This window comes from Paenibacillus sp. FSL H7-0442, assembly GCF_038593105.1.
Taxonomy (GTDB): Bacteria; Bacillota; Bacilli; order Paenibacillales; family Paenibacillaceae; genus Paenibacillus; species Paenibacillus polymyxa_D.
Map to the genome: position 1 here is coordinate 3668631 of NZ_CP151963.1, position 17829 is coordinate 3686459.

A 17829-nucleotide genomic window follows, 5' to 3' on the forward strand; every position below is an offset into this window, starting at 1 on the left:
GCATTAATTTACGAAATCCAGTTGCTCCGGCACCGGAGACTGACGGCTCATTCGGGCACCCAGTCCCTGAAAAAGACGCTCGATCCGGTCATATCCTCTGTCAATATGATGAACCTGCTCGACAACGGTACGTCCTTGAGCCGCTAGACCCGCTATGACCAGCGCAGCCCCTGCCCGCAGATCGGTAGCCTCTACCGTAGCCCCGTACAGACGTGAAACTCCTCTTATAAAGGCAGCATTTGCATCAACCGTAATATCAGCACCCATTACATTTAGTTCATCCACATGTTTGAATCGGCTTTCGAAGACGGTCTCTTTCATGACACTGAATCCGTCCGCCAAAGAAAGCAGAACCATGACCTGAGATTGCAAATCCGTCGGAAAAGACGGGTAAGGGGAGGTAACGATCCTCTCCACTGCTTTGGGACGACTCATACAACTTACGGTCATTATATCATTCAAGATGCCGACTTGAACACCAGCCCGCCTGAGGACATGAATCAGAGCAGACAAGTGGGATGGATTGCAGTGTGTCAACGACACACTTCCTCGTGTAGCTGCAGCTGCGATCATAACCGTTCCAGCAACTATGCGGTCAGGAATGACCTCATACGTACACGGATTGAGGCAACTGACCCCCGTAATTGTAATCGTGTCGGTTCCAGCACCGATAATGCGGGCTCCCATGGCATTCAAGAAGTTTTGTAAATCCTGAATCTCCGGTTCCCTCGCTGCATTGGTGATCGTTGTTCGTCCTTCAGCCAACGCAGCGGCCATCATAATATTTTCCGTTGCACCTACACTCGGGAAATCCATGTGGATGTCCGAGCCGATCAGCTTGTGGGCTCGAAACGTGATTTGCTCGTCTTTTTCCTCTATCTCTGCGCCAAGAGCTTTTAAGCCCTCTAGGTGAAGATCAATTTTGCGCTCGCCTATGGCACAGCCTCCGGGCTGGTAAATAGAAACTTCTCCATATCTGGCGAGCAGCGGTCCCATCAGAAAGATAGATGAGCGCATTTGCTTCATCAAATCTTCCGGAATTTGGAACGTTCGGACGGACGACGTATCCACGTATACCGTTTCCTCTTCATGTCGGCATGTACAGCCGAGTCTTTCAAGGATGTGCAGCATGACCTTAATGTCTAAAAGATGGGGCACATTCCGAATTTCTACCTTACCTTGTGCAAGTAAGCTCGCTGCAAGAATAGGTAGTGCCGCATTTTTTGCCCCATGGATACGTATGGTGCCTGACAGGGGACGGCCTCCCTCAATCACCAATTTGTCCAATGTATCACCTCCGAGTTTACCGCTCACCCACTACGAAAACCTCCGGAACTAGCTTGATGCCGGTTTGAGATGATATTGTACTTTGAATATGCTTCATTAGGGTAAGCACGTCCTCTGCTGTCGCTTGACCGGTATTTACAATGAAATTGGCATGCTGTACAGATACCTCTGCGCCTCCCGCCTTCAAGCCCTTGAGACCTGCGCTCTCAATAAGACGGGCAGCATAGTCTCCTGGAGGATTGCGGAACACGCTTCCTGCACAAGCTAACTGTAGCGGCTGAGTCAGCCGACGGCGGTCTTTAAAAGCCGCAAGCGCTGCTGAAATTTCCTCGCGGTCGCCCCGCTTCATCCGAAACACTGCCTCTGTCACCATTCCACGTTGCTCATGCAACACGGAGTGACGATAGCTGAAATGCATATTCTCGGCATCGTACACAGCCAATTCCCCTGTATCCAGCACAATCTCAGCGGACTGGAATATTTGTGACACATCAGACCCATGGGCACCGGCGTTCATGTAGACAGCCCCACCGACCGATCCTGGGATACCACCAGCAAATTCAAGACCGGATAGGCCCTGTTTGCTGGCCATAACGCACAGTTTGACCAGTGAAACGCCTCCTCCAGCAACGATCTGTTCATCTTCAAAATGAACATAATCAAATCCTGGTCCCAGCTTGATCACAAGTCCCCGTATCCCTTTGTCAGAGACGAGCATGTTGGAGCCCCGCCCCAACTGCATCCAGGGAATTCCGTGCTCGCTAGCCAGCTTCAAAACTCTTGCCAGCTGCTCTTTGGTATCCGGGATGACAAGTGCATCCGCAGGGCCTCCAATCTTCCATGTCGTATATTTGGACAGCGGCTCATGCTCCAGCACTTTTCCGATATCATGCTCCGCTAATAATGGCATCCATTGCTGCATTGTACTGAAACCTCCTTGTTGCTTGCCCCGCATGGTTATAAGGCTCTCACCTGACAACCGGCAGCCTGAGTGATGGTCACAATCTATAGGGTATCCTATGTAAATACCATCCGGTGTGTGACAACCGCCCAATTCTACGCTGCAAACTACCTTTTACGGGCAAGACGTTCCATTTCTTTTACTAAAATATCCGCTGAGTCAGGCTTGCCAAGCGCAGACGCCGACTCCGCCATGCGACTCCGCCATGCCTTATCCTTCATAATTCCCGCTATAGATTGAAACAGGGCCGGGCCACTCAGTTCCTTTTCTACAATCATGACGGATGCGCCTGCCTTTTCAAGGGTACGAGCATTAGCCTCCTGATGGTTATTCGTCACATTAGGTGATGGGATCAGAATGGACGGAATGCCGAGCGATGTAATCTCTGCCAAGAAGGACGCACCTGCGCGATTAACAATTAAAGAAGTACAGGCCAGCACCTCTGGCATATTGTGAATATAGGGAAGCACATGTAGATGATTGGGCAATGAGCCGATCTGATTCCGTATGCTATCCAGCGTTTGCTCGTAATAAGATTCTCCGGTTACATATACAAAATGGACGTCTTTCAGTTGCGAAAGTTGCGGAGCCATTGCAATCATGGCGTCATTAATGGCCTTCGCTCCCCTGCTGCCACCGACCACAAGGACAACTGAGCTGTCCATCGGAACCCCAATCGTAGCAAATCCCCGATCCCGGTTAGCCAAACGAACTGTTGTAGCACGCGGGTTTCCGGTGTACAGTACATTTTTAGCTTTGGGAAAAGCTCCTTCTGAGCCTTCAAAGCTAACAGCCACTGTATCCACATAGCGACTCAGAAATGTATTAGTCAGCCCTGGAATTGCATTTTGCTCATGAATAATGCTGGGAATTCCCAACTTGGAAGCTGCATAAACGACGGGGCCACATACATATCCCCCAGTTCCAATAACGACATCTGGCTTAAATTTCTTTAATAATGCTTTGGATCTGCGAACCCCATTGAAAAAACGCATGATCGTTTTTATATTTTCCACAGACAAGCTGCGACGAAATCCTGTGATATCAATAGCCTCAAATGGAATTTTTTCCTGAGGAACCAACTTACTTTCGAGTCCTCGTTGACCGCCAATGTATAAAAATTCAGCGTCTGGATCAATTTCTTCGCACTGTCTGGCTACGGCCAACGCCGGATAAATATGCCCTCCGGTGCCGCCGCCGCTCAACACGACGCGCATAAACGTTCACCTCGCATAACGTGATAAATTTAGTAAAATGCCCAGAGCAGTTAGCATTAAGGTCAGAGAAGAACCTCCATAGCTGATTAAGGGCAGTGTTATTCCTGTCACCGGCATTAAACCGATAACGACACCAATATTAATGACGACCTGTACGGCAACCATTGCGACAATACCCACCGCAAGCAAACTACCATAGGTATCCGGAATGGTTATAGCGACACGCATTCCTCTCCACACGAGAACCAAAAAGAGCCCCAGCACCGTCATTCCACCGATAAAGCCAAGCTCCTCCGCCAAAATGGAAAAAATAAAATCAGTTTGCGGCTCAGGAACGTAGCTATATTTTTGTCGACTCATGCCGAGTCCCAAGCCCGCCAGCCCGCCAGGACCAATCGCATATAGCGATTGAATAATTTGATAGCCTGCGCCAAGCGGATCGGACCAAGGGTCCAGAAAAGCTGTGATGCGCTGGAGTCGATAAGGCGCAGCTGCAATCAGTGCAGCAAACCCCGCTGCTCCCGACAGAGCTAGCAGACCGAGATGCTTCATACGCGCGCCTGCCGTAAATACGATGAGCATGGACGCTCCCATCATTACCGTACCTGTGCCCAAATCGGGCTGGAGCATAATAAGCCCAAAAGCCAGTCCCATGAGTCCAAGCGGCGGCAACAGGCCGCGCGTAAAAGAGCTAATATCATAATCAGGACGACTGAGCCAACGAGCGAGAAAAAGAATCATACCTAGCTTCATAAACTCGGAAGGCTGAATGCCGAAAGAGCTAATACCGAGCCAGCTTCGTGCCCCGCCTCTTACTACACCAATGCCGGGAATTAATACGGCAACCAGCAGCGCTAGACAGATCAACAATACGACCTTGGCATATTTCTGCCAGACCCGGTAGTCCGTTCTGGCAGTAAAGTACATCGCTACTAGGCCGAGCCCCGCAAACAGCAATTGTCGCTTAACAAAATAGTAGGAGTCCCCGTACTCGTGAAAAGCGAGGACGGCGCCCGCACTATATACCATAACCATGCCGATGGCTAATAAGCTTACAATACAAACGAAAAGCCATAGATCCGGCGCTGGACGAGACTGCTTCATCAGGAGGCCACCCCTTGCATAAAAGTAGGGGCTTATCCAACCCCCCTACTTACAATTTATGCGCCGCCTCTTTAAAAATACGTCCACGCTCTTCATAGGATCGGAACATATCCCAGCTTGCACAGGCGGGTGAGAGTAATACCACATCTCCCGTCTCAGCAAATTCAGAAGCCTTGTTCACAGCCTCCACGAGCGTAGCGGCGGCATCCTCCCCATTATCGACGACCTTGACATGCTCTATTCCGGCCTGCTTGGCCCGCTCAGCCAGCTTATGCCGTGTCTCACCCAGGAGCACAACGGCTTTCACACCTTCCTGTAAAGAAGGTACGAGCTCTGTATAATCAGAGCCACGATCCAATCCTCCGGCAATGAGTACAATAGGCTGCTTAAAGGAAGATAAGGCCATCATCGTTGCTTTCGAATTGGTTGCTTTGGAATTATTGTAATAAGCTACACCAGCGTGTTCTAAAACATATTCAAGCCGATGTTCTACGCCGCGAAAAGTACTTAATGGTTCCGCCAAATTTGCTGGTTCTGCGCCTGCAGCAATGGCGATTGCGCAGGCAGCAAGAGCATTTTCTACGTTAAAACGACCCGGAAGTCCAATCTCAGCTATGCCTATAATGGGATGCAGCACACCATTTCCATCGCGGTATACGATGCTACGTTCAATATCGTCCGTCACATCCGGTATGTATGGCGGATCAGCAAACAACCCTTCCTGCAAACGTTCTGTCGTAGAGAACGGAAGCAGCTTCGCTTTTATATAGGGTACCAGCTCCCGGCAGACGGGGTCGTCCCAGTTCACCACCGCAGTATCCGCCGCCGTTTGATTGGCAAATAGACGCGCCTTGGATGCAACGTAGTCCTCCATGCCTCCGTGGTAGTCCAAATGGGTCTCTGCTACATTGAGCAGGCAGGCCACAGCGGGCTTGAAATCCTTTGTTCCTTTTAACTGAAAGCTGCTCAGCTCCACAACCATCCACTCATCCGACTTGGCGTCCACAGCCGCCTCACATAAGGGCGTACCGATATTACCAGCCACGATTGGATTCATGCCGGATGCCTCCAACAGCTTGCCTACCCAAGTGGTCGTGGTCGTCTTTCCGTTGGAGCCAGTAATTCCGATGATCGGAGCTTTACATAGATGGTAGGCGACCTCAACCTCGGTCACAACCTCAATGCCGAGCTCGACAGCTTTCTGTACGGGAGGGGCCGTATAAGGAATGCCTGGATTTTTGACAACCAGCTTCACTCCAGGATGAATCAACCCCTCTGGGTGACCCCCGCATAAAACGGAAATTCCCAAAGCCTCTAATTCAGAAGCTTCGGGACATTGTTCCCTATCTTTTTTATCATTGACTGTCAGCTTCGCTCCGGCCTGGTGCAGCACCTTGGCAACTTGCACGCCGCTTTTGGCCAGACCGATAATGACGACTTCCTGATCTCTGTATGCGTCTGGATGGTTCATTGGTCTACAACCCCTTGTTGAGATAAAGTCCGAGTCCTGCCAACAGCAGTCCTACAGCCCAGAATGTAATAACTACGCGCCATTCGGACCAGCCGGACAGCTCGAAATGATGATGAATCGGGCTCATTTTGAAAATACGCTTGCCACGTGTTTTAAAGGAAGCTACCTGCAAGACCACGGACAGCATTTCAATTACGAATACACCGCCGATAATGAGAAACAAAATTTCGCTTTTCGTAACGATGGCAATGGCACCTATGGCGCCGCCGATTCCCAGCGAGCCTGTGTCACCCATAAACACCTTGGCAGGATGAGCATTATATACGAGAAATCCTAGTACAGCGCCAATCATAGCTGCTGAGCATACTGCTGCCGGAAGCGAGGTTGCCTGAATCGCGACAATGGCATAAGCAGCAAAGGCAATGGCACTTGTACCGGACAGCAGCCCGTCCAGCCCATCCGTGAAATTGACAGCGTTGCTAATTGCCAGCATCATGATAATAATGAACGGATAATAGAACCAGCCGCCCCAATCAAATGACCATGACGTTCCAGGGATGCCGATCGCAGTACTATGATCATTGCTAAGCAGAAGCCAGCACATGATCACGCCAAACAATAATTGTCCAAACAGCTTTTGACGCGCCGTCAGGCCTAACGAGCGTTTGAATACAATTTTGATATAGTCGTCCAAAAATCCGATCAGCCCAAAGCCGAGTGTAGCAACCAGCAGAACGTAAAAGTCCGTATTTTTGATAGCTGAAAACTTAAGAAAGGTCAGCGTAAAAGCCACCAGAATCACGATACCGCCCATTGTAGGCGTACCTATCTTTTTAAGATGGCTTTGTGGCCCGTCATCCCGGACCTGCTGGCCAAATTTCATTCGCCGCAGCAGCGGAATGAGCAGTGGAGCGGCAATGACCGCCAGTATAAACGATACGACGATCGTCAGCAGTAATAATTGAATATCCATGGGAGTCTCCCTCTCGTCAACATCAGTTCTGTAGCGGACCGTTTTTCAGCGCATCCACAATTTCTTCTAGTCGCATCCCTCTGGATGCCTTAACCAGCACAATATCATTGGCGTGGAGATGAACCCGCAAATGCTGGATCAACTCTTGCTTATCTGTATAAGCGTGCACGTTAACAGCTGGCATCAACCCTTGCGCGCCCTGTGCAATCGAAGTGCCTAACGCACCGTAGGTAAACAGTACCTCTACGTCGTGCTTTGCCGCAAAAATTCCAATTTCCTCATGGAATTGCTTTTCCTCAGGTCCCAGCTCCAGCATGTCACCAAGTACGGCGACTTTACGTCCATCCGTTTTATACGCAGACAACGTCTGAATTGCAGCCTTCATTGAAGCCGGACTGGCATTATAAGCGTCGTTTAGCACAGTAAGTCCATTAGGACAGTTCACGACCTCAATACGCATGCCCGTCAGTTTTAAAGACGACAACCCTTTACGTATATGGTCTGCATCGACATTGAAATGACGCGCTACCGCCAGTGCTGCCAAACCATTTACAACATTGTGCTGTCCAAGCAAGGGAAGTCGGAAAGCCTCTTTGCCAGATTGGGCTGTTATGAATAAGCTACCTTCTCCATCCGAAGTGATTTCAGTTGGATAGTCATCGTTGCCTGCAGCTAGCCCGAACGTAAATAATTTTAAACCTTCAGGCTTGACCGTTTCAGACTCCGCCAACACTTGTGAAAGCAGTGGTTCATCCCCGTTGTAGATCAGCAAACCACCGGGCTTAAGGCCACTTGTGATTTCCAACTTTGCACGAGCGATTTCCGCACGAGAACCAAGCTGCAGTAAGTGCGATTCGCCTATGTTCGTTATGATAGCTACATCTGGTTGGGCAATATTAGCCAGCAGACGAATCTCTCCACGTCCACTCATGCCCATCTCCAGAATGAGAATATCTGTATCCTGCGGCATGGACAGTACCGTTAAAGGCAAACCGATATGATTGTTATAATTTCCTTCGGTTTTGTGTACTTTAAAAGTTGTGCCCAGCAGAGCGTTTACGATGTCTTTCGTTGTCGTCTTGCCGTTGCTTCCCGTGATCCCAACGACAGAAACGCCAGTTTCGCGTAAGTATACAGCTGCTAGATGCTGAAGGGCTTCTAACGTATCCTCTACCTCAATAGCGTTCTCAGCCGGAGGTACGCCATGATCCTTTTGCCATAAAAATGCAGCTGCACCTGCCTCACTTACGATCTGCTGCACATAATTATGCCCATCAAATCGTTCGCCCACGAGTGGAACAAACAACCCTTGGCTCTGCGGCCTGCGAGAATCTGTAAAAACGCCTTCGACTATCTGTTCGGCGTCCGCTTCTCCGTGAAGTGTTCCTTCACACATAGATGCAATCTGACCGATTGTTCTTTTCATCACTTGGATAAACCCCTTATCGCTTCTTTGGCTACGATGCGGTCATCGAATTCATGCACCGTTTTTCCGATCAACTGGTAAGTCTCATGACCTTTTCCCGCAATCAATACTACATCGTCAGGGCTTGCCATTTCAACAGCTTTATGAATTGCAGTTCTTCGATCCACGATCAATTCGTATCGTTCTGCGGGTATACCTTCATCAATCAGCCCTTGTTCGATGTCTTTCAAAATCACTTTCGGGTCCTCTGTTCGCGGATTGTCGGAAGTAATAAACGAATGATCACTGTAACGCGCAGCAATTTTCCCCATCAACGGACGTTTCGTACGATCCCGGTCACCGCCGCATCCAAATACACACCATACTTTACCGACCGCAAATTCCTTTACGGTGCGAAGGACATTTTCCAATCCGTCCGGTGTATGGGCATAGTCTACAATAACAGCAAAGGGCTGACCCGCATCTACAGGCTCTACCCGCCCATCTACGCCCGCGATAGACTCTAGACTCCTCTTGATATCCGCCAGCGAAATTCCCTCCAGCAGAGCTGCGGTAATGGCCGCCAGTGCGTTGTACACATTGAACTTGCCCACCATTCGAAGCTCAATATCGGTATCTCCTTTAAAAGTGGACACATGGAAGAAGGTTCCCTTGGCACCAATAGTGATACGAGATGCCTGCACATCAGATTCCTTTTCCACGCCGTATGTAATCACTTGGGCCGCAGTTTGAGCCTGCAAATAGGAAGAAGCCGGATCGTCTGCATTCAGAACAGCATATTTGCTATCTGATGCATCACGCGAGAAAGCATTTCCCAACCTAGAGAACAAAAGTCCTTTTGCAGCACGGTACTCCTCCATTGTGTTGTGGTAGTCCAGGTGGTCCTGCGTCAGGTTTGTAAATATAGCTGTGCGAAAATCAGTTCCCTTGACGCGACCCTGCTCCAACGCATGTGAGGATACTTCCATGACACAGCATTGAACCCCCTGCTCTGCCATATTTCCCAGATAACGTTGAAGTTCCACCGCTTCGGGCGTAGTGCCAGACATTGGATAAGACTGACCACCGTAACGCATTTGAATCGTACCAATCAGTCCGGTGTTCACCCCGGCGTCCTTCATGATCTTTTCAATCAGATAAGTTATCGTTGTTTTACCGTTGGTTCCGGTTATGCCGATCATGCGCATGCGTCGGCTCGGTGAATCAAACATATAATCCGCCAAAACCGCCATGGCATGTCGTGCATCCTTAACTACAAGCTGCGGAACAGGTACATCCAGTTCCCGTTCAACGACCAAAGCTGCCGCTCCGGACGCAATTGCCTGCTCGGCATATTCATGTCCGTCCACTGTAAAACCTGGCAGACACAGAAATAAATCTCCCGGTTGCACTCGACGTGAATCCGCCCCGATTCCTCGGCAATCCACTGTACCGTCACCCACGACACGGGAGACGGCCAGCAGTGAAGCCAATTGTTGAAGCTGCATCTTTCATTCCTCCATTGCTCTCTCGTTATTCATAGTATGGTATAAAATGAACCTATCAATCCCCCATGTAAATACGGATCGTTGATCCCCGCTCCAATCTGGAGCCCGGCTTCGGCGCCTGACTCACGACCGTCTTGCCTGACCCGGATTTTACGAGCATAAAGTTCATATTCATATCTTCGTACAAATCAGCTGCAGTAGCACCTACCAGATCAGGTACCGTTTCGATCGGATTTTCTCCATACTTGTACTCTTTGGCAATTTGATTGGTGCGAGGTGGTATTTTTAAGGCAATCAGCGCGTCCTTTAAAATATTTTGCACGATTGGCGCAGCAACAACCCCGCCGAATTGAATGCCCTTCGGGTTATCGACAGCGGTATAGACGACGATTTGCGGATCATCTGCCGGTGCAAAACCAATAAAGGATACAATATGCTCCGAGGAAGAATAACGCCCGTTAATCACCTTTTGTGCTGTCCCCGTTTTACCTCCCACCCGGTAGCCTTCAATAAAAGCAGGACGACCTGTACCTTTAGCAACGACACTTTCCAGCGCTTCCCTTACCTGTCGGGAGGTGTCCTCTGAAATGACCCTACGTACCAGTTCTGGTTCTACTTTTTCCAGCACTTTTCCGGTTCCCGGCTGAACCCAACCTTTTGTAATGTGAGGCTTGTAAAGATTACCGCCATTGATTGCCGCTGATACAGCCGTAACCTGCTGGATCGGGGTGACAGACACCCCTTGACCAAAAGCGGTCGTCGCCAGTTCTACAGGACCTACCTGAGGTAGCTTGAACAAAATGCCGTTGCCCTCACCAATCATGTCGATCCCCGTTTTGCTGCCGAAGCCAAAATTGCGAATGTACTTGAACAGTGTTTCTTTGCCTAACCGCTGCCCCAATGTTACAAAACCAGGGTTGCAAGAATTCTCCACCACTTGAAGGAAAGTTTGGCTCCCATGTCCGCCTTTCTTCCAGCAACGCAGACGTGCTCCACCGACTTCAATATATCCCGGATCAAAAAAACGGTCATTTTTGAGATTGACCTTCTTTTCTTCCAAGGCAGCCGCCAATGTAATAATTTTAAAAGTAGACCCAGGTTCATATGTCATCCAGATAGGCAGATTTCGATTGTAGATTTCAGGCGCATATTGCTTGTATAGCGCTGGCTCATAGCTTGGTCGTCCAGCCATGCCTAATATTTCACCCGTCTTGGGGTTCATAGCTATAGACAACGCGGACTTCGCCTGAAATTTGACCATGGCTTGGTCAAGCTCCCGCTCCATAATGGACTGCACAGACTTATCAATGGTTAATTGTAAATTCAGTCCATCCTTCGGTTCAATGTATTTTTCGGAAGAACCTGGCATCAGACGACCACCTGCATCTGATAAATATGCAATACTTCCGTCAATTCCCCGAAGCTTACTGTTTTGCTGCTTCTCTACGCCTGTCAGCCCTTGATTATCAATTCCTGTAAACCCAAGAATATGAGCGGCTAGATCACCATAAGGATAATAACGTTTGTTGTCTTCAGCAACAACGATACCCGGCAGCTTCAAATCACGAATTTGCTGCGCTTTCTCCATCGTAATTTTTCGTCCGCCGGGCTGAAGTTTTTGGCTTGCTGTTCGTTTGGTAATCAGCTTGAGCACTTTATCCTCACTCATATCCAGCAAGGGCGCCAGCCTGCGTGCCGTTTCTTCCGGCTTCTTAATCTGTACTGGTATCGCCATGACTGTGGGCGAACTGACATTGTAGGTCAGCGCCGTACCCTGCCGATCCAAAATTTCGCCACGCTTGGCGGCAAATGGAATATTGCGGCGCCACGAATCCTCAGCCTTGGCCGAGAGCTCGCCTCCTTTACCCAATTGAACATAGGCGAGCCGGATCGACAAGGCCGCAAACAGTACAAATAATCCCATTAGCCCCCATACCAGCCTTCGCCGCATGGTCACGTTAGATTTTTTCAAACGCGCTCCCTCCGTTCCTCAAATACTCATGACATGTCTTACCTCATGAATATTCAAAAGAACGAACATTAGAACAAGCTATCAGTTATCCTCGCCTTTAATCTCAGCAGCACTTTTCTCATCTGCAACAGCCGATATTCCTCTCTTAGGAGCTCCCGCATCTGTTCCAGCTTCGGCAGTAGTACCGGATTCGTTTTTATTATCGGCCTCCGTTTTTGTTGCGCTCCCAATCTGGTTAGCTGCAACTCCATTGGTCGAGTCCTGTGTATCCTCCGGTTTCACTCCGGTCACCGTTTCTTTGGCCGGCTGAAGCATCACACTGACGATTCGCTTTCCATTTACCATTTGCGCCTTTTGAGAGACGACATAACCTTCGCCGCTTACCTGCACACCAACCCTCATAAGGGTTAGAACTTGAAGTGTGTCACGCAACGAAACACCTGTAAAATCAGGGATAGTCATGTTGGCACTATCCTCAGTCAGCAAGTAAATGCGTTGTCCGGGTTTCATTTTGACGCCTGCTTCAGGATACTGGCGAACAATTTTGGAGCCTTTGCCTACCGTTTCATAGGCAATCCCCTGTTTGAGCAATGCGTTTTGCGCATCCTTCTTCACCTGACCCGTTAATTGTGGTACCGTTGGCAAATTCACTGTTTTTACAACAGCGCTGCCTGATTTATTCGTTTTAGTTCCCGTTTTTGGAACACCCATATATTGCAACGATTGGGATACGATTTTTTTAAATACAGGCGCTGCTGCTGTACCGCCGCCTACCGATTTGTTAGGTTCGTCCATAACAACCAAAACAGCCATTTTCGGATCATTTACCGGTGCAAAACCTATAAAGGACACGACATCCTTCGAATGGTCATATACTTTTCCAACGACCTTCGTCGCTGTACCTGTTTTACCAGCTACACGATATCCGTCGATATAAGCAAGGCGTCCCGTACCAATTTCCTGGTCAGACACAACCTGCTCCAGATAGCTACTTGTCTGAGCTGCAGATTCCTGAGTAATCACTTGGCGGATTTCCTTTGGCTGAATCGTCTGCACTTCGCCTGTATCTGGGTTTATAATTTCCTTTACCAGATGAGGCTGCATCAGCTTCCCCCCGTTAGCAATTGCCGAGATGGCAGCTACCTGCTGGATTGGCGTCACCTGGACACGTCCGTGTCCATATGAAGCTGTTGCGACCTCGGATTTGTACTGGGTATGGAATGTGATAGCTCCGGTAGACTCACTCGGAAGATCAATACCCGTTTTCACCCCGAAACCAAAGTTATTAATATATTTCTTCAGCCTTTCGCCACCCAACTTATCCAGCCCCAGATGGACAAAGCCGACGTTACTTGAACGCTTGACTCCCTGAAGATAAGTTAACGTTCCCCAGTTACGGCTTACGTCACGAATATCCCAACCTCCGACCCGAATCATACCAGATTGGTAGGATTCATTCGGATTGAATACCTTTTCTTGAACCGCGGCAGCCAAGGTCACAATCTTAAACGTGGAGCCCGGCTCGTAGATGGACTGAGTAGCATTATTACGGAAATTTTCCAAAGGTGTACTCCCATATGTATTGGGATTAAAATTCGGGTAGGTCGCCATACCGAGAACATCCATCGTTTTGGGATCAGCCGCTACCACAGTCATCGTTTTCGGATTGTATTTTGCAATAGCTTCCTGCATGGCATCCTCTATATAATACTGAATCGTATCGTCAATCGTCAGCTTTAAATTTTTACCATTTTGTGCCGGCTCATAGACACTTCCCGATCCTTGAAGAGGAACTCCCTTCCGATCCCGCTGATACAGAAGCTTTCCAGCCGTCCCCGAGAGCTCTTTATTATAATAAGCTTCCAACCCCATACCTGCTGTGCCATCTTTTCTTTGATAGCCAAGAACATGGGAAGCCAGCTTATTTTCTGGATAATAGCGTTTGGATCCTTGAACAGTGTCCACAGCTCCAATTACTTGATACTTATCCTTCAAATACTCTTTGAACGTATCCACTTGTGCCTTGACCTCAGGATCTACCTTCCAGCCTCCATTGCGGATCTCGCGGTTTTTTAAGTAGTTCCCCGCTTTATCCTTTGCAGAAAGATGCCTTCTCAGCTCATCCTCAGGTGTTTTGAGTAATTGGTGTAGCTTAGCTACAACCTCATTCTCCAAATCATACTCCTGAATAATGGTAGGATTGACAACTACCGTATAAGCTGGTGCATCCGTAGCCAATACGTTTCCTTTACGGTCCGTAATGGTTCCACGCTTGGGCTGAATCACCTGATCTTTTTCCACTTGAGTAACTACCAGGTTATGCCAGTACTCCCCGCTCACAACTTGAATCCAAAATACCTTAAGTAGCAGAACAAGAAAAAAGAGGGTAATACATCCCCCTATCAGCAGTGTACGAAGCTTTATTCTTTTGACCATAGCTCAAACCTCTCTGCAAAAAAATGTACGTCAGAGCATAGCTTGATGCTATGCCCTTAACTATTTGGCAGCCTGCTTTTCCACACGAATGGGCTCTCTTGTTGGTTCGATATATCCCTGTTCCTTTGCAGTCGGCACGATCTGATTTTCCAGACGCTCTTTTTGAATCTTCAGTTGGGCGATATTGGTCTGTAATTTGGAAATGTCCTTGCTTGCCGTATTAATCGAATAATTGATTTGATAAATGTGAGCGTACCTGCCAATCAACATACCAGCAATGACAATGCACGCTACAAGTGTCAATAGATACAGCAGCTTTTCTCGAATCGGCAGCTCTCTGCGGCGTGTAACGACTTTGGTGGTCTCACGATACCGTTGTTGCTGAACCTGTTCCTGACGGGCTCTTTCTTTTACAGCCAAATTACCGCGTGTATAAGCCATGTCGCCTCTCCTTCTCCATTAAATTTACAATTTTTCGGCAACTCTCAGCTTCGCTGACCGGGACCGTGGATTAAGCTCCAATTCCTGCTCTGACGCTACAATCGGCTTACGGTTCACCAGCTTCAGATCGCCTATCATTTTGTCCTCCAAAATAGGCAAATCAGATGGATAGATGCTTTTCGCCAAATACTCCTTGAAAATATGCTTGCATATCCGATCCTCCAGAGAATGGAATGTAATGACCGAAATTCTGCCTCCTGGAGCCAGACATCTTATTGCCTGATGCAAAGTATCTTCCAGTGCACCCAACTCATCATTTACAGCAATCCGCAAAGCCTGGAAACTGCGTTTAGCCGGATGTCCCCCGGTTCTGCGTGCCGCAGCCGGAATTCCTTCTTTGATAATATCGACAAGTTCCCCTGTTGTGTGAATAGGCTTGTTCAATCGACGTTCAATCATGATCTTTGCGATCCGCCGTGAAAACTTCTCTTCTCCGTAATGAAACAAAATACGCGCAATCTCTGCTTCCGACCATTCATTGACAATTTCGTAAGCCGTAAGCGAGCTACTCTGATCCATCCGCATATCAAGCGGCGCATCATGATTGTAACTAAATCCCCGTTCCCCCTCATCGAACTGGGGCGAGGACACACCCAGATCGAACAAAATACCCTGGACCTGCGGGACGCCGTCTTTTTCGGGCAATCCCAATTCAGTCAGCTTGTCCTGCAAGTGGCGGAAGTTAGATTTCACTAATGAAATCTTTCCTTCATAGGCTGACAGCTTCTCTCGCGCATTGTTCAATGCCCAGTCGTCCTGATCAAAGGCAATAAGCCTTCCCTCAGGGCCAAGCTGTGATGCAATGACGGAACTGTGTCCTGCCCCTCCCAACGTGCAGTCCACATAAATCCCGTCCTGCCTGATGTTTAGTGCCTGTGTTGCTTCTTCTTTGAGTACGGTAATGTGGTGAAACAAACGGCTGACCTCCTAAATTACAATTCAAAGTTGAAATCAACCAATTTCTCAGCAATGTCATTAAATGCTTCCTCTGATTGGTTGAAATATTGCTCCCAAGTGTGCTTACTCCAAATCTCTACACGGGTGGACACTCCCAATACGACGCACTCTTTAGTAAGCTTGGCGTATTCGCACAAATTCCCCGGTAAATTTACCCTGCCCTGTTTGTCCAATTCGCATTCAGTCGCCCCCGAGAAAAAAAAACGGGTAAACGCCCGCGCATCGGCCTTCATCAGAGGCAGTGCTTTAAGTTTTTTCTCCATGACAGCCCACTCATCCATAGGATACACGAAGAGGCATTGGTCCAGCCCGCGGGTAACCACGAACGAGGCACCGAGAAGTTCACGAAACTTGGCCGGTACAGTAAGCCGACCCTTCTCATCAATGCTATGTTGGAACTCCCCCATAAACATTGGTTTCGTCACCCCTTACCCCATTCTCCCACTTTGGCCCACTTTCCACCACCTAAGCATAATAGATTCGCTTTAAAAAATCAAAGACCTCTTTTTCATTACCAAAAAGTGATAGAAGCTGGATCCATAGCATTATGTCTGTTATTGTAGCCCTGCGTCATAAGATACAAAAAAGCCCCTTATCCTATGAAGCCGGCACCCGACAATATGCATCAGGTTTCGAAACCACACGGAATAAAGGGCTTACTCTCTGTCCATTATGTCAACCTAAACAAACACTTGCATTAAAAACACAACACTTTTGCAGCGAAAATCGTGACGAAAAATCCGCTTACGCGTTCCAGCTGTCCAAATAGATCTTTTGGTCTTCAGTTAACGTGTCAATTTGAATTCCCAGACTATCAAGCTTGAATCGAGCTACCTGCTCATCAATTTCATAAGGTACATTGATAACGGCCTTACCAAGCTCATTATAACGATCATTCACGTATTTCAAGCCAAGCGCCTGAAGCGCAAATGTCGTATCCATAATTTCTGCTGGATGACCATCGGCGGCAGCTAGATTCACAAGGCGTCCTTCTGCCAGCAAATACATTTTACGTCCATCTTTAAAGCGATATTCCTCAATATTACGACGCACCGTACGAATGGATTCGGAACGTTTAGCAAGCTCAGGCTTACTAACCTCCACATCAAAATGCCCTGCGTTACACAGCACAGCCCCATCCTTCATCACATCAAAGTGTTCCCCTGTAATTACAGCCTTGTTACCAGTTACTGTAATAAAGAAATCACCCAGTTTGGCAGCCTCTACCATTGGTAACACATGGAAACCATCCATATGGGCTTCTACAGCCTTGATTGGATCAACCTCGGTTACAACAACGTTGGCTCCCAACCCTTTCGCACGCATTGCAACCCCTTTGCCACACCAGCCATAACCTACCACAACCACTGTACTTCCGGCTACAACCAGATTAGTCGTACGAATAATGCCGTCGAAAGCTGACTGTCCTGTACCATAGCGGTTGTCAAACAAATATTTGCAGTAAGCATCATTAACAGCCACCATCGGAAAGTGAAGTTGCCCTTCTTTTTCCAATGCCTTCAAACGAATAATGCCAGTAGTTGTCTCCTCTGCTCCCCCACGGATCGTAGAAATCAGATCAGGCCGTTCGGATTGCAACAGAGTAACCAAGTCACCACCATCATCTATAATGAGATCCGGCTTTGTTTCCAGTGCCTTGATTTGCAAATTTTTGAATTCTTCTGGGTCCGGATTGTATTTAGCTAATACTGTAACGCCATCTTCAACTAATGCGGCGCAAACATCATCTTGTGTGGACAATGGATTACTACCCGTAATAGTTACCTGCGCTCCACCTGCTTGTACCACTTTAGCCAAATAAGCCGTTTTGGCCTCGAGATGTAAACAGATGGTTACCTTCAAACCAGCAAAAGGCTGCTCTTGCTCGAATTGTTGACGTATACGGTTCAATACCGGCATATGTGCTTCTACCCAATCAATTTTCAAATGACCTTCAGGAGCCAATTTAAGATCGTGAACTATGCTATTTTGCAGAGAATGGGAAGTCATACTTTGTTTCCTCCTTCAAATTGGTTA

The 17829-nt window shown here is 48.2% G+C and carries 14 protein-coding genes; all 14 read right to left on the reverse strand.

Annotation, left to right across the window (positions count from 1 at the left end; genetic code table 11):
• Nucleotides 1-3: 3 nt before the first annotated feature.
• The gene (gene murA / locus MHH57_RS16175; protein WP_176715673.1) at nt 4-1314 is read right to left on the reverse strand and encodes a UDP-N-acetylglucosamine 1-carboxyvinyltransferase; all 1311 of its coding nucleotides are present in this window, start codon (nt 1312-1314) and stop codon (nt 4-6) included.
• A complete protein-coding gene (gene murB / locus MHH57_RS16180; RefSeq protein WP_029517752.1) occupies nt 1304-2209 on the reverse strand; it encodes a UDP-N-acetylmuramate dehydrogenase in 906 nt (301 codons plus the stop codon). The genes murA and murB overlap by 11 nt, the downstream gene beginning before the upstream one ends.
• A 146-nt stretch (nt 2210-2355) precedes the next feature.
• Nucleotides 2356-3465 carry an undecaprenyldiphospho-muramoylpentapeptide beta-N-acetylglucosaminyltransferase gene (murG, locus tag MHH57_RS16185; RefSeq protein ID WP_340885915.1) on the reverse strand — a complete coding sequence of 370 codons (1110 nt, stop codon included), beginning with the start codon at nt 3463-3465 and terminating at the stop codon, nt 2356-2358.
• A 6-nt stretch (nt 3466-3471) separates the two neighbouring features.
• Complete coding sequence (gene spoVE / locus MHH57_RS16190; RefSeq protein WP_029517754.1) at nt 3472-4569, reverse strand: stage V sporulation protein E; 1098 nt, start codon at nt 4567-4569, stop codon at nt 3472-3474.
• Nucleotides 4570-4618: 49 nt separating this feature from the next.
• Complete coding sequence (gene murD / locus MHH57_RS16195) at nt 4619-6040, reverse strand: UDP-N-acetylmuramoyl-L-alanine--D-glutamate ligase (RefSeq protein WP_340885918.1); 1422 nt, start codon at nt 6038-6040, stop codon at nt 4619-4621.
• Nucleotides 6041-6044: 4 nt separating this feature from the next.
• Nucleotides 6045-7013 (reverse strand): phospho-N-acetylmuramoyl-pentapeptide-transferase, encoded by a 969-nt coding sequence (mraY, locus tag MHH57_RS16200; RefSeq protein ID WP_342434301.1) that lies wholly within the window; start codon nt 7011-7013, stop codon nt 6045-6047.
• A 22-nt stretch (nt 7014-7035) separates the two neighbouring features.
• Nucleotides 7036-8439 carry a UDP-N-acetylmuramoyl-tripeptide--D-alanyl-D-alanine ligase gene (murF, locus tag MHH57_RS16205; RefSeq protein WP_342435182.1) on the reverse strand — a complete coding sequence of 468 codons (1404 nt, stop codon included), beginning with the start codon at nt 8437-8439 and terminating at the stop codon, nt 7036-7038.
• Entirely contained in the window at nt 8439-9926 is a 1488-nt protein-coding gene (locus MHH57_RS16210; protein WP_069010279.1) for a UDP-N-acetylmuramoyl-L-alanyl-D-glutamate--2,6-diaminopimelate ligase, read from the reverse strand. Before MHH57_RS16210 ends, murF begins: the two co-directional genes overlap by 1 nt.
• 55 nt (nt 9927-9981) lie before the next feature.
• Complete coding sequence (locus MHH57_RS16215; protein ID WP_025721601.1) at nt 9982-11898, reverse strand: stage V sporulation protein D; 1917 nt, start codon at nt 11896-11898, stop codon at nt 9982-9984.
• An 81-nt stretch (nt 11899-11979) separates the two neighbouring features.
• On the reverse strand, nt 11980-14334 hold the full coding sequence (locus tag MHH57_RS16220) for a penicillin-binding transpeptidase domain-containing protein (RefSeq protein WP_069010278.1): 2355 nt from the start codon (nt 14332-14334) through the stop codon (nt 11980-11982).
• A 60-nt stretch (nt 14335-14394) separates the two neighbouring features.
• Entirely contained in the window at nt 14395-14775 is a 381-nt protein-coding gene (locus MHH57_RS16225; RefSeq protein ID WP_029517759.1) for a hypothetical protein, read from the reverse strand.
• Between the two features lie 24 nt (nt 14776-14799).
• Nucleotides 14800-15750: a 16S rRNA (cytosine(1402)-N(4))-methyltransferase RsmH gene (gene rsmH / locus MHH57_RS16230; protein WP_023989455.1), complete on the reverse strand. Its 951-nt coding sequence runs from the start codon at nt 15748-15750 to the stop codon at nt 14800-14802.
• 17 nt (nt 15751-15767) lie between these two features.
• Complete coding sequence (mraZ, locus tag MHH57_RS16235; protein ID WP_013311099.1) at nt 15768-16205, reverse strand: division/cell wall cluster transcriptional repressor MraZ; 438 nt, start codon at nt 16203-16205, stop codon at nt 15768-15770.
• A gap of 331 nt (nt 16206-16536) precedes the next feature.
• The gene (locus MHH57_RS16240) at nt 16537-17802 is read right to left on the reverse strand and encodes an adenosylhomocysteinase (RefSeq protein ID WP_013311100.1); all 1266 of its coding nucleotides are present in this window, start codon (nt 17800-17802) and stop codon (nt 16537-16539) included.
• Nucleotides 17803-17829: the final 27 nt, after the last annotated feature.